We start from the raw sequence: 13,355 nt of genomic DNA on the forward strand, positions 1-13,355 counted from the left end.
TGAAAATATATTTCCAATATTATTTAATTATTTTTAATTAAATAATATTATAATTTGTAATTTTATTTATCTTGTCAGGGCTTTTCATAGCTAAAGACATTATAGCTACTCCATAAGCACCTGTTTTTCTTATATTTTTAATATTATATTCATTTATGCCTCCTATTGCTATTACAGGTATAGATACCGTTTTAATTACCTGTTTTAAAAAAATTTCTCCTTTTCCCTTTAGTCCCTTTTTACAATCTGTTTCATATATATTTCCTAAAAGTATATATCCAGCTCCTAACTGATCTGCATTTATAGCTTCGTCCATACTATGAACAGACACCCCTACATTAATATCCAAAGGCATTTTTAATTCTATAAATTCTCTGTATCCAAAGTGAACTGCATATGCTTGAACTTTTTTTGCTACTTGTAAATTGCTATTTATTATCAATAATTTGTTATACTTATTAGTTATGTATTTTATCTTTGAAGCCATATTAAATAAATCATTTGATTCTAAATCTTTCTCTCTTAATATTATGGCATCTGCTCCAAATTTACATAATTTTTCTACTACAGAATAAATGTCCTCATTTACTATTAACTTTCTGTTAGTAACTGCATATATCATATTACCCTCCTTAAATAAATTTAATTACTTTAGTTATGCAAAATAAAAATCTTCAAATAAAAAAGGAAGCTTAATAGCTTCGTTCATAACCTCATTTATGATAATAAAATTTTATTATTAAAAATAAAATTTAAGATCATATATTTCCTTTTCCTACGTTGGCATTATCCAAATCAGGTTATGTGGGTCTAGAATAACATTCTACTTTCAGCCTATTCATATAGGCTCCCCTTGCGGAATACAATTGGTAATATTTTGTTTTCCGTATATTTTATCATACTAAGGTTTATAAATCAACATTTATAGTTTTTCAAAAATATATTTAATACTAAACAAATTAATTGTTATCTGTTATATTAAATTTTAAAAATTATATTAAACTATGATAAAATTAATTCTAAACTTTATGTTAATATTGAGTAATGTTATATTATGCCATATAATTTAATGTATAATTAATATGATAAATCATAAGAAAGGGTTGATCTTATGGAAAAAAAACATAAAAAGAAAACTTTATTTAGAATACTATTATCCACATTGGCTATTGGTTCAATTTTTTTAGCCTCTAATTCTAAAGAGCAGTGTTGCACTAATGATAATGACGAAATAAATAATTAATATTATCAGTGTAATGCTTAAATCTTAATAATTCTTATATACATTTGTGTCTACAAAGTATGGAAAATAATTATAGCGGTATAAAATTTATAATAGATAAAACCTCTTGTATCAGAAATGTATTCAAGAGGTTTTATTTATTATAAAAACATATTTACATAAAAATAACAAGTTGCTTAATAAAGATAAACTATTATTATTTTTTGTTGTATTTCTCCATTTCATCGCAGATAGAATGAAAAGCTTGTTCATCTTTTCTATCTAATGCTTCATCTATAAAAGCATATAATGCCTGTAAACATACATTATTTTTTTCTTTTTGACTTAATATATAATCTTTATTTATTCCTATTTTACTATACTCATTACTTTCCTTAATATAATCTTTACTACTAATTGTACTTAAAGGATTTTTTAAATAATCTAATTCATTAATTATATTCCTTTCATAATATATATTTTCCATAAGTTTTATATAATATGAGAGTTCATCTTTATTTAATATAAAAAATACTCTAATTTTGTTATTATCTTCAGAAGTTAATTTTACATATTCTTGGCCTATTAAAGATAAGCTTACTTCTCCCTGACCTTTAATAAGAAAAAAATGTTTAATATCCTCTTGTTTAATTAAAGTTGTTTTTATTACATTATAAAAATTATGAAGGAAATGTATATATACTTTTAAATCTTCTTTAAACATATAAAATTTATTTTCTATCAATTTTCCATCATATGTTCTCCCAAAATAAAAATCAAAATAGCTTTCCCCTGTTACATATTTATAATAAAATACTTTTATTTTATCTGTAGACTTGTTTAAGGATTTAGCTGTTGTTACCTCTGTACAATAAGTTAATCTATTACATTCATCATCAAATATCTCCATATACTTAACTTCCATTATACTCTTATACCTCTCCCTGTCTTAATATAAATTTACAATAGTCATTAATATTTTAGTTCCACTTCCAATAAGTCTCATTGTCTATATTTTTTATATAGGCACTTTTGGGGACTTGTAACAATAACGAAAATATAGTCAAAATATCTACATAGGAAACCACTGCATTTATAATTATCAATATACATACAAAATTATTTTCTACTCTTATAAAACTTAATACTATGATTGGCAATATTGTTAACATTACGAAAGGAAAAATTAAAGATATGACTAACCTATTCCTTGATACTTCCCTCTTTAAAAAAGAACATGATATTATCTTATTAGGTATAATCCTAAAGATAGTTTGTTTTAAATCTGGTAATATCAATTTATGCATAATTTCATGCATTGGAATAATAATTATAAATGATACAATTACCTCTACCATATCCAAATAAATCTCTTCTATATAGGTGTAATTTATTATATATGAATAGATAAGTCCTACTACTGATACAGCTATAGATATACCTAGTATTTGAGTTAATATAATTCCTGGGGTTTTTAGTTTATACCATTTACTCTTGTTAAAAAAGGAGAAACTGTCTTTATCTTTTTCTCTTTTAAAATTCACATAAATCAGCTCCTGACTTAGTTATATTATTACTATTATACCATTAATTATATCTATTCTTTTTAAATAGCAATATATTTATATAATATATTGCTATTTAAAACTAATATCAGAGCAAATTATAGTTAAATATTATATTTTCTATAAAAGATAAAAAGACTGCCTGTTTATATTTAAGGCAGTCCTTTAGTGTGTGTGTATAATAAATCAAGGAAGGCATTTTAAATTAAGGCTAACATTTTTGCCAATAATATACTATTTAATCTATTATCTTTACAATTTAATAAGTTAACCCGTTTAACATATCTTTATGTTTTATCTTATAAAATATATCAAAGTATTTTATAATTTTCCTTTCTTTATATATTATAATGTATTATAATATATTTTTATATATTTATAAATAAATGCTATAGGTAAAGCTTTTACTAATAAATGTTCATTATAATGTGTCATTGAATTTATAAACTATACTAGTTTGTTTTTTTATTTATATCAAAATATAGTAAATCCATAATAGATAAACATATAATATAATTATTCTACTTGTATATGAAATTTTATATTTTGAGATATTATTATTTTTTGCACTTTTAGTTTGTATTGCTTATTGTTTATTTTCATTATTCTGTTATCTACTACTTGTAGCAATATATCTCCATCAAGCTTATCTACATCTTTTCCAATTAGATCATTAAACTTTTCTTTTATATATTTTTCTAATTCAATAGACACCAACTCATCATGCTCTTCTGTATTTTTAAATTGCATGTCTATTTCTATCTTTTTAACTATAAGCTTTTTTTTACTTAACTTATTTTCTAACCCATCTAATCTTACCTGTTGATCCTCTATTACATTATTTAGATAAGTTATTTCTCTATGGTAGTTCTCAATTTTATAACTTATAAACAAACTAAAAAAAATTATACCTACTAATCCTCCTGTAACTAATCCTACACAAAACGAAAAAAAATATTTATTCTTCTGGTTCATTTATTAAAATATTCTCCCCATTTTTCCAAAAGCCCTATACAGTTTACTGCTAGATTAGCCCCTATTAAAGATGCTAGAATATAAAATATCTGTTTTATCATTCCCCTTAACTCACCTTTAAATATGCCCTCATCTAAAATAGAAAAAGAAGAAAATGTCCCTCCCAAAGCTGTAGCTACTGCCCATATTTTTATAGAATTGGATAAGTCCATCATAATCTTTAAAGGAGGATGGTTTAGTAAAATTGCACTAATACCCGAAAAAATACTTGCTCCTATTACTATGCCAAAGGATACCATAAAACTATATAGTAAGTTCTCTACAAAAACTTTCATAAAATTCACCTAACAAATATTATATATCTGTATAAATTTATGAAACCTACTTATTTTTTATTCTTTTCTTATACAATTATGCAAATAACTTAGTGTTAAATTTTATTAAACAATAATTATATTTTTATTTATCTATACTTTTCCACTCCTGATAGAAACTGTATAAATTAGATAAGGTTACACCTTTATCCTTAGCCATTATGCCACCTTTAGCCTTATTTATATTTTCATTTAAAAAATTTATTTGATCTACTTCCCAACTAAATTGAACTCTTTTTAAGATCTTGTTCCATGCTAAATCTAATTTTTCTATTTCTTTTTCTGCCTCAGACCAATCTTCGCTTTCCACATATTCTATTGTAGTACTTATAAATTCATCCACATTTTCTGCTTGATTTCTAGGTCTTTTCATATATCCTCCACTAAGCATAATCATAACAAAAAAGCTTAATGCTACTATTGGAATTGTTCTTACTAAAAATCTTCTCATATAACCACCCTTTAGAAGTTATTTTATAAATATAATTAAATGTCATTTAAAACCTTATATTTAATAATTTTCTTATTCATGTTATTTAATATATATTGCTATATATAAATTAAATAATCTAATTAATAAGGTCCTTTATAATCTCCTATATCTATTATTCTTTTTAGATGATCCTTATATGTATCTACATAAATCTTATTATTATCATTTATAGTAGCTAAAAAAACATCTGAAAAATTTTTAACTTTTCTTTTTTTTAATTCGTTTTTAAGCCATTCTCTATCTTTTTTTATTTCTCTTAAATTATCTTCTATAACTTCACCATCATATATAAGTTCTCTACCTATACCAGTCTTTTGTTTACGCATGTTTAGATCCTTAGGAGTTAATGGTTCTTCATCTGGTTTTTTTAGCACTGATAATTGGCCATCAGACTCTAATACAGCAAAATCTACTTCTGAAAGATCAAAAACTCCCTTTCCTCTAAGTTGTTCCATGATATCCGCTACTCTATATCTCATTTTTCTAAGAGTATCTTCCATTATTTTGCCATCCATTATTACTATAGTTGGTTCCCCCTCTATATATTTAGCTGCATATCTCCATTTTAATGTTATCCATTGCATTAAGAATCCTAAACTACACCAAGTCAAAAGGCCTACCCAATGTGACCATGCTGTGCTTTCTAATTCTGTACTTAATGTAGACGCTGTGGATCCTATAGTTATACCAAGAACATACTCGAAAAATGTAAGCTGACTTATTTGTTGCTTTCCTAATATTCTGGCAAATATTAAAAGAGTAAAGAATCCTATTACAGCTCTAACAAATACAACTAAAGCTTCGTTCAATTAGAACACTCCCTACCTATAAAAATTTTTATACAAATAGTGTTCTACTATTTCCTTTTTTTATACATTCATAACCTTATCTATTATTTGTATATACATAGATTAGATTTATTATACTTGTAAATTTTGAACCTAACATTCATATTCATTATATGAAATATTAATTATTAATATCAATTGATAACAATTATTTTAAAATACAATGTTACATTTCTCCTCTATGTAGCATATACTATGCATAGATGTTAATTATATTTTTTTCAACTAATAATGAGGTGTGCAAATGAATACTAAGGAAAGACTAAAAATAGGTAATAAAGTTTCTAATATAACCATTATTGTAAATATAATATTATCTTTTATAAAAATACTATTTGGAATAATAGGACATAGCTCTGCTACTATTGCAGATGGTATTCATTCTCTATCTGACGTACTAAGTACCATAGCAGTAATTATAGGCCTTAAAATATCTTCTAAACCTGCAGACAAAGATCATCCCTATGGTCATGAAAGACTTGAGGCCATAACTTCTAAATTATTGGCTGGCATGCTATCTTTAACTGCTTTATTTATAGGTTATAATGGCATAAGCATTATAATAAACAAAAATTTCTCCGTTCCTTCTAAAATGACTATTTATGTAGCTATTTTATCAATAATAACAAAAGAATGGATGTATAGATACACTTTAAAAGCAGCCAATACAATAAATAGCACAGTCCTTAAAGCAGATGCTTGGCATCATAGATCCGATGCTTTTTCATCTATAGGAACACTTATAGGCATAATAGGTGCCAGACTTAAATATCCAATATTAGACCCTATAGCCTCTTTAATAATATGTGTATTTATAATTAAAGTTTCTATAAATATTTATAAAGACGCTATAAATCAACTTGTTGATCATTCTGCTGATGAAAAAACCATTGATATGATAGAAAATCAAATTAAATCTATTAAAGAAGTGAAGAGAATAGATGAATTAAAGACTAGACTTCATGGAAGTAAACTTTATGTGGATGTGGAAATTGCTCTTGATTACAGTTTATCATTAAAAGCATCCCATAGTATAGCACAAGAAGTCCATGACAAAATAGAAGCAAGTAACAATGATATTATTCATTGTATGATTCACGTAAATCCCTATGAGGGATAACTTAATATTGTTTTTAATAGTTTATTTCATACCCAAACATGGAATTTATTGTTGATATAATTAAAGATAAAAAGTACACATAGTAAATATACAAATGAACTGTAGTGTTTCTTAAACTATCTATTTAATAAATACAGTAATAGAATCTTTAAACTAACAAAAAATTTTTTAATAAATAGTAACTGGTAAGCTTATTATTTAAACAACACAATTCATAAATGTACTTTTTATCTTTATAATATTAGATTAATTATATTATTTTTTATATACATTTTATATTAAATGAATAGTATAAAGTTATTTTTCATTTTCTTTTTGTTCATTCATATTTGTATATTCTGAATCTTTTATGTAATATGCTTTTTTAGAATCTGAATTAGATTTTTCTAGTTTATTTGATAAATATCCATTATTTTCTTCTGATTCTTTTATTTTATTTAAAAGATCTTTATTTTGTCTTTTTATACCTCTCTCTTTTTTTATTCCCATAATTCCTGTGATAACAGCTCCTATAACAGCAGATACCAAAATTATAATTGCTAAAGAAACATCTATCTGCCAAAATAAAATTTTTACTGGTATAGCAGTTGAATTTTGTATAGCGAATATAGCTACAATAAGTGCCATTATAAGAGAAAATACAAATCCATTTCTCACTAAAAAACCTCCTTTATTTTAAGTCATACCCATATAATACAACAACCTTTATATAACTATCAACTTACTTATACTAAATAAATTAACTTTTTGTGCTAGTTAAATTAAGCTTACAAAATCATATTTTGCACATTAAACTAGAGCTACTTTAACTAGTACAATAGATTAAATTAATACAATTAAAGCTTTTATAATAAAAACAATAATGTTAAGTGTAAAATTTTACACTTAACATTATCCTTTCTCAAATTTAAATAATTAATTTATATATTATTAGTTTTATATACATCTATATATAAATTATTTAGACATCGTTATCTCTGTGTTCATATATTTAAACTTACAAACTACCCCACCCCTTTCCTTTTTTTACTATATTTAATTTTTCAATTTGTAATTCATTTAAAGTTTTTATATCTCCTATTATTTTTGAATAAATAGTTATTTTTGAAACCATTTCTAAATTTTCCATTTTATAATAAGCTCTCATTACATCTGCTCCCACAGTAAGTGCTCCATGGTTTGATAATAAAAGTACATCACTATGTGTAATCTCTTTTTTCACGGACTTTGATACTTCATTAGTTGAAGGAGTTCCATATTCGCAATATCCTATTTTCCCTAACGAAAAAACCGCCTCTGGAAGAATAACAGGTTCCTCTAATTTTTGTCTTGATACTGCGAAAGCTGTGGATGCTGGTGGATGGGCATGAACTATAGCCCTTACATCTGATCTCATATTATAAACCACCAAATGCATTTTTATTTCAGATGTAACCTTCATATGTCCTGCTATAACATTTCCCTCTCTATCTACCTTTATTATTTGGTCTGGTGTTACTTCTCCTTTGTTAACTCCTGTAGGAGTAATTAATATAGTATTATCATCAAGTTTTGCACTTATATTTCCATCATTAGAGGCTACAAAAAATCTTTCTTGAAGCTTTTTACCTGCTTCTACAATCTGAGTTCTTACATATGTTTCATTATCCAAATTGTCACCCTCTCCATTAACCAATTAATAAATTTAAGAATAAACTATTATTTGACTTTAAAACCCATGATAAATTTTATATTTCAATATTTATAAATTTTTTATTGTTTTAATATCTTTTATAAATTTTATCTTCAAATAATTTTTTTAAATTTTTTCCAAATGGCTGATATACTATACCCTCTTCTGTAATAATTGCAGTTATATTTTGGTTAGGTGTAACATCAAACCCTGGATTATAAACCTTTACACCATGAGGAGCTGTCCAAATTCCAAATCTACAAGTAACCTCTTCTGAATTTCTTTCTTCTATTTGTATATCTTCCCCTGATTTTGTATTCATATCTATACTTGGAGTTGGTGCTGCAATATACATAGGTATTCCAAAATACTTAGCCAAAATTGAAACACCCATAGTTCCTATTTTATTGGCAGTATCTCCATTAGCTGCTATCCTATCACAACCTACTATTACGGCATCAATTTTACCCTGAGACATAACCATTGCAGCCATATTATCCGTTATTGTAGTTACATCTATTCCAGCCTCATACAGCTCTAGTGCTGTTAAAGCAGATCCTTGAAGCCTTGGTCTAGTTTCATCTGAATAAACTTTCAAATTCCACCCTTTTTCCTTTGCAATATACATAGGTGAAGTAGCTGTTCCATATTTAGAAGTAGCAAGTTGGCCCGCATTACAATGAGTTAATATTCCATACCCATCTTTCAGTAAAATTATAAGGTTTTCTCCTATAGCTCTACATATTTTTATATCTTCTTCATGAATTCTTTTAGCTTCTTCTCTTAATATACTTTTTATATCTTTAATACTCTTATGCTTATTTTCTAAAGCCTTGTTTATCATAACCTTTAAAGCCCATGATAAATTTACTGCGGTTGGTCTACTGGAATCCAGATAAGACGCCTTGTTCTTTAGATATTTAAAGAATTCCTCAAAATTATATTCTGGGGCTACTTTTGCTGCAAAATATAAGCCATAAGCTGCTGTAACTCCTATAGCTGGAGCACCTCTAACTATCATGTCCTTTATAGAATGATATATATCTTCTACAGTATCATATTCTATATACTCAATGTTATTTGGCAATATTGTTTGATCTAAAAGTATTAACTTATCTCTTTTATCATCCCATTTTATGGCTAATAACTCTGACATTTTTAATCCCCCTCTTAAATTAGTTTTATTTACTAACTATGATTGCATTTAACATATCATTTATCTATAAAAATATTTATAATTTTTTATTGTTTTTACATAAATATTATCTTGTAATTTCTAAAATAAGTGTTGATAACTCTTCTATATTTTTTATTGTATTTCTTCTCATAATCATAGTTTGTCCTATTTTCAATCCTAGTATTTGAGCTTTAGCCTTTTCGTCCAAATCTTCTAATATATCAAAATCCGGTACATGTGCCATTCCAACTATTCTTCTAATAACTTCACAAGATGCAAACCCTAAAGTTTCATGAAGTAAATTGTTTATATAATATTCTTTATATCCTTCAACAGTTGAATATACTTCTTTACTATTTTTATCCCAAATATTATATAAATTTTTTTCAAATTCACTCCAAATTTCTTCTATAGTATTTAATAGATACTTTCTAAATTCTCTTATTTCTTCTTTTGATTTATCTTGTCTACCTTCCCATGACACATAATTTAAAATAAAATTTGCAAACAAAAGTCCTATATCATATCCATAAGGACCATAGAAAGCAAACTCTGTATCAAAAACTTTTATATAATCTTCTGTTATAAATATAGATCCTGTATGTAAATCTCCATGTAAAAGAGCTTCCGCTTTAGTCATAAATATATTTTTTAATTTTGCAACTTCTAATGTAAAATCTTTTCTTTTCCACATTGTTCTAACTTCATACAAAATTTTAGGATTTATGTCATTTGATTCTGCACTAATATATGGATCAGTAAAAACTAACCTCTCTGTGATATCACATAGTTCTGGATTTATAAATTGGCCCACCAATGATTTCTTAACCACAGCACCTAATCCTAAATCTGAAGTATAAAATAAGTTTCTTGCTAGAAACTTCCCTATTTGCCTTGGGAATTTAGAATATTTTTTCATATTCATTAATCCATTTCTTAAAATATCCATATTCCCAAGGTCTTCTGCCACATACAATTTGTAATCGTTGTCACAGTAGTGAATCTTAGGTGCACTATTTATACAAGCATTATTTTGTTCAATCATAGCCTGAGCTTCAATTTTATTTCTTTCTACAGTTAATTTCCATCCCTCTCCAGCCACTCTTAAGTAAGGAAGAGCTTGTTTAACAATAACAGATTTTCCTGTATTAATATCTTTAACCCTAAAAACTAAATTTAAATTACCATCCCCTATTTCTTTTGCATCTAAATTTGAGTTTTCATCAAATATATCTAATTTTAGCTCCCTAATATATTTTATTATTGATTCACAATCCATGGGCTTATATTCTGCCATATAGACACCCCCACCATTAATAATTTATATAAATTAAATTGAGTTTAATGTAATATCATATCTTAATGTGAATTTTTAAAATTTATAAAAACTATTCTACATAAAAAGAAATCTATGGTAATCTTTTAAATATTATTACAAAAATATTTTTTATAATTATATTCTGCATCATTTACAGATGACTTCATATTCACGGCTATAATTTGTAATATATGAAAATAATACCATTTCAAATATTTACCTGTCAATATTTTTCATAACTTTTGTTATAATTTGTTATTTGATTTAATTTTTAATATTTTCCAAAATATTTTATATGTTTAACCCTTCATTAAAAAAATTTTTTTAAATAAAATATCCTAATACTTTTACTTATATATTAATAATCCCTTATTTTATTGAAACAAAATCATTATCTTTTATATAATATCTCCATAAAAAATCTCTAGCCTCTTCAGCATAATCTATACCTACTCTTTTAGACTCAATAATTTCAAAATTATTATCTTCAGTATTCTCTACATATAAGCTTGAACTCTCACATAAGTCTTCCCAATTATTGGACTTATTAATATTAAAAGCCATGCAAAGCTTTGAAGGGCCTGAAGTCAAATTTTTCCTTTCATATTTGTTTAATTTTTCATATTCTTTATTGAATCTCAGTTTTGATATTAAATTTATATTTTCTACAGGTTCCAATGCTCTTATAAGAACTCCTTCTGCTTCCCCTTCTTGTTTACATATTATATTAAAGCAAAAATATTTACCATATATAAAATATACATATGATATACCTGGTTTTCCATAAAGAGGTTCTGTCCTCTCAGTTCTTCTACCATTATAAGCATGAGCAGCCTTATCTATGGCTCCAATGTAAGCTTCTGTCTCCACTATTTTTCCCTTTAATTTTTCACCATTGATTTCTCTCACCAGCACTTTTCCTAATAACTCTTTTGCTAATAATCTAGCGTCTCTACTATAAAAATACCTTGTTAATCTCAATGTTACTCCTCCTAGAACTTAACGTTTTAATAATATATTTGCTACTCACTGTTATATGTTAATGTTATATTTTTATATTAACACTCTTATATATTTTATACTAACCTTTAGCATAAAATTTACACACAATCCCATAATGCAATAAAATGGGGCTGTGGCATTAAAGAATTTAATCACAATATATTGTTTTACAGTTTAAAATTAACACAATATATTGTAGGATTTATTCTTGGTGCCACAGCCCTTGATTTAAAATACTTTCAATTGAGTTATTAATTTTTTTATTATAATAAAAACCCATTTTATAATTTAAGTAAAATCTCTATTCTCCGGAAAATACAGTTTTACTTAAACTATTATAAATGGGTTTTTCATATTTAATTCATCTACAACTAGTTTATATTATCTTTTATACTCATAAATATATTTTTAGCTACTTATTCTAAGCTATAAAACCTTGTTCAGTTAATATTTTTATAGCCTTATCATAATTTTTATCACTAACTTTTATAACAGGACCCGTGCATCCCATTCCACTTTCTGCGTATAGATTATTTTTCCAAAGAGTTTTTTCTGCATCTTCTATATCCATTACATCTATGCCACTAATAGAAGCTGTAGCTATTTCCTTTGTAGGCATTGGAATGTCCTCTTCATTTTTTGATTCTTTATCATCCTTATTAGTTATAGATTTTAGTATATCAACAAATTTAGCATCATTAGCTTTCTTAAATTCTTCTTTTATTATTTTATTTATGTCTCCCTTAGCTAAATCCTTTGCATACTCTATAGCATTTGCTACCACTGGTATACCTGAAGCCCTGGATAAAATTAATATATTTCTATCATAGTCTTCTCCAATACCTGGTCCATAACCATATCCAAATCCTTCATAACTTCCCCCAGTAGTATAGGAAGAAAATACTTTCATCAAAAGATTTCCTGTAAGTGTATCTGTTACCATAACATCTGGTGTTCCTGCTAAAAGATCATTTCCTCTCATAACTGCTCCACCATCTGCTCTTAAAGAATTAGCAAAATTTATTTTATATCCATTTTTATCTAATTCTTTTAATGCCTTCTCAACTTGTCTTGCTCCATCTAAGTTTAGTATACCTACAGTTGGTTCCTTTATCCCCATAGCTTTAGCAGCTATTATTCCATACACTGCATTTTTAACCATAGCTTCTGTTCTATTCATAGAAGCCGTTCCTGTAGTTGTAGCTAAAAACATGTCTTTTCCTACAGATGGAGTAACAACCTTCCCTACAGTAGAAACTCCTATAGGAAAATTATAATGCATTGTAACTGCTGCATCTATATATTTTGTATCTAATAATTCTTCCATTTTATTATACATTTCATCTTCTTTGTTAGCTTCTACTATTTCTAATTCTGTGTCTACTTTAGGTCCTATTAATACTATCTTTATATCTTTATTCTTTTTTGCAGCAACTTCAGCACCTTTTACTAAATTATCAATGCCATGTTCACTGCCTAGTGTAGTAATTCCAACTACTACTTTTTTGCTAAAATCTCCACTTTCTATGGATTCAGCGATATTAAGAAGAGTTGTTCCTATTATTTTATTCACTTCTTTATTATCCATA

The 13,355-nt window shown here is 26.1% G+C and carries 15 protein-coding genes and 1 riboswitch; of the genes, 2 read left to right on the top strand and 13 right to left on the bottom strand.

Annotation, left to right across the window (positions count from 1 at the left end; genetic code table 11):
• Positions 1-37: 37 nt before the first annotated feature.
• Positions 38-622 carry a thiamine phosphate synthase gene (locus NGI68_RS02060; protein WP_251859818.1) on the bottom strand — a complete coding sequence of 195 codons (585 nt, stop codon included), beginning with the start codon at positions 620-622 and terminating at the stop codon, positions 38-40.
• Between the two features lie 133 nt (positions 623-755).
• Positions 756-864, bottom strand: a riboswitch (TPP riboswitch).
• A gap of 247 nt (positions 865-1,111) precedes the next feature.
• Here NGI68_RS02060 and NGI68_RS16905 point away from each other — a divergent pair.
• A complete protein-coding gene (locus NGI68_RS16905; RefSeq protein ID WP_286010067.1) occupies positions 1,112-1,243 on the top strand; it encodes a hypothetical protein in 132 nt (43 codons plus the stop codon).
• Positions 1,244-1,439: 196 nt separating this feature from the next.
• Here the strand turns inward: NGI68_RS16905 and NGI68_RS02065 are convergent, their stop codons facing one another.
• The 6 genes from NGI68_RS02065 to NGI68_RS02090 all read right to left on the bottom strand — a co-directional run bounded on the left by NGI68_RS02065 (position 1,440) and on the right by NGI68_RS02090 (position 5,438).
• Positions 1,440-2,147, bottom strand: a complete 708-nt coding sequence (locus NGI68_RS02065; RefSeq protein ID WP_251859819.1) for an IDEAL domain-containing protein — start codon at positions 2,145-2,147, stop codon at positions 1,440-1,442.
• Positions 2,148-2,202: 55 nt separating this feature from the next.
• On the bottom strand, positions 2,203-2,766 hold the full coding sequence (locus NGI68_RS02070) for a DUF3267 domain-containing protein (RefSeq protein WP_251859820.1): 564 nt from the start codon (positions 2,764-2,766) through the stop codon (positions 2,203-2,205).
• Between the two features lie 537 nt (positions 2,767-3,303).
• Positions 3,304-3,762 carry a sporulation membrane protein YtrI gene (locus NGI68_RS02075; RefSeq protein ID WP_251859821.1) on the bottom strand — a complete coding sequence of 153 codons (459 nt, stop codon included), beginning with the start codon at positions 3,760-3,762 and terminating at the stop codon, positions 3,304-3,306.
• Complete coding sequence (locus tag NGI68_RS02080; protein WP_251859822.1) at positions 3,759-4,097, bottom strand: YtrH family sporulation protein; 339 nt, start codon at positions 4,095-4,097, stop codon at positions 3,759-3,761. Before NGI68_RS02080 ends, NGI68_RS02075 begins: the two co-directional genes overlap by 4 nt.
• 124 nt (positions 4,098-4,221) lie before the next feature.
• Positions 4,222-4,587, bottom strand: coding sequence for a DUF4363 family protein (locus tag NGI68_RS02085; protein ID WP_251859823.1), 366 nt, complete (start codon positions 4,585-4,587; stop codon positions 4,222-4,224).
• Positions 4,588-4,709: 122 nt separating this feature from the next.
• Entirely contained in the window at positions 4,710-5,438 is a 729-nt protein-coding gene (locus NGI68_RS02090; protein ID WP_251859824.1) for a DUF421 domain-containing protein, read from the bottom strand.
• Between the two features lie 283 nt (positions 5,439-5,721).
• On the opposite strand from NGI68_RS02090, the gene NGI68_RS02095 reads away from it, so the two are divergent.
• A complete protein-coding gene (locus NGI68_RS02095) occupies positions 5,722-6,597 on the top strand; it encodes a cation diffusion facilitator family transporter (protein ID WP_251859825.1) in 876 nt (291 codons plus the stop codon).
• A 297-nt stretch (positions 6,598-6,894) separates the two neighbouring features.
• Here the strand turns inward: NGI68_RS02095 and NGI68_RS02100 are convergent, their stop codons facing one another.
• From NGI68_RS02100 to grdD, 6 genes are all read right to left on the bottom strand, one after another.
• Positions 6,895-7,254, bottom strand: coding sequence for a LapA family protein (locus NGI68_RS02100; protein ID WP_251859826.1), 360 nt, complete (start codon positions 7,252-7,254; stop codon positions 6,895-6,897).
• A gap of 340 nt (positions 7,255-7,594) precedes the next feature.
• Positions 7,595-8,248, bottom strand: coding sequence for a class II aldolase/adducin family protein (locus tag NGI68_RS02105; protein ID WP_251859827.1), 654 nt, complete (start codon positions 8,246-8,248; stop codon positions 7,595-7,597).
• Between the two features lie 109 nt (positions 8,249-8,357).
• Positions 8,358-9,425, bottom strand: a complete 1,068-nt coding sequence (gene mtnA, locus NGI68_RS02110; RefSeq protein WP_251859828.1) for an S-methyl-5-thioribose-1-phosphate isomerase — start codon at positions 9,423-9,425, stop codon at positions 8,358-8,360.
• A 106-nt stretch (positions 9,426-9,531) separates the two neighbouring features.
• Positions 9,532-10,743, bottom strand: coding sequence for an S-methyl-5-thioribose kinase (gene mtnK / locus NGI68_RS02115; RefSeq protein WP_251859829.1), 1,212 nt, complete (start codon positions 10,741-10,743; stop codon positions 9,532-9,534).
• A gap of 390 nt (positions 10,744-11,133) precedes the next feature.
• Entirely contained in the window at positions 11,134-11,745 is a 612-nt protein-coding gene (locus tag NGI68_RS02120; RefSeq protein WP_251859830.1) for a DNA-3-methyladenine glycosylase, read from the bottom strand.
• A gap of 442 nt (positions 11,746-12,187) precedes the next feature.
• Complete coding sequence (gene grdD, locus NGI68_RS02125) at positions 12,188-13,354, bottom strand: glycine/sarcosine/betaine reductase complex component C subunit alpha (protein WP_251859831.1); 1,167 nt, start codon at positions 13,352-13,354, stop codon at positions 12,188-12,190.
• Position 13,355 lies beyond the last annotated feature (1 nt).

Source organism: Clostridium sp. Marseille-Q2269, assembly GCF_943736985.1.
Classification (GTDB): Bacteria; Bacillota; Clostridia; order Clostridiales; family Clostridiaceae; genus Clostridium_F.

Coding starts and splice junctions, on each gene's coding strand:
- NGI68_RS16905 (WP_286010067.1), top strand. CDS start 1,112: ATGGAAAAAAAACATAAAAAGAAAACTTTATTTAGAATACTATTATCC.
- NGI68_RS02075 (WP_251859821.1), bottom strand. CDS start 3,762: ATGAACCAGAAGAATAAATATTTTTTTTCGTTTTGTGTAGGATTAGTT.
- NGI68_RS02085 (WP_251859823.1), bottom strand. CDS start 4,587: ATGAGAAGATTTTTAGTAAGAACAATTCCAATAGTAGCATTAAGCTTT.
- grdD (WP_251859831.1), bottom strand. CDS start 13,354: ATGGATAATAAAGAAGTGAATAAAATAATAGGAACAACTCTTCTTAAT.
- NGI68_RS02060 (WP_251859818.1), bottom strand. CDS start 622: ATGATATATGCAGTTACTAACAGAAAGTTAATAGTAAATGAGGACATT.
- NGI68_RS02080 (WP_251859822.1), bottom strand. CDS start 4,097: ATGAAAGTTTTTGTAGAGAACTTACTATATAGTTTTATGGTATCCTTT.
- NGI68_RS02095 (WP_251859825.1), top strand. CDS start 5,722: ATGAATACTAAGGAAAGACTAAAAATAGGTAATAAAGTTTCTAATATA.
- NGI68_RS02065 (WP_251859819.1), bottom strand. CDS start 2,147: ATGGAAGTTAAGTATATGGAGATATTTGATGATGAATGTAATAGATTA.
- mtnA (WP_251859828.1), bottom strand. CDS start 9,425: ATGTCAGAGTTATTAGCCATAAAATGGGATGATAAAAGAGATAAGTTA.
- mtnK (WP_251859829.1), bottom strand. CDS start 10,743: ATGGCAGAATATAAGCCCATGGATTGTGAATCAATAATAAAATATATT.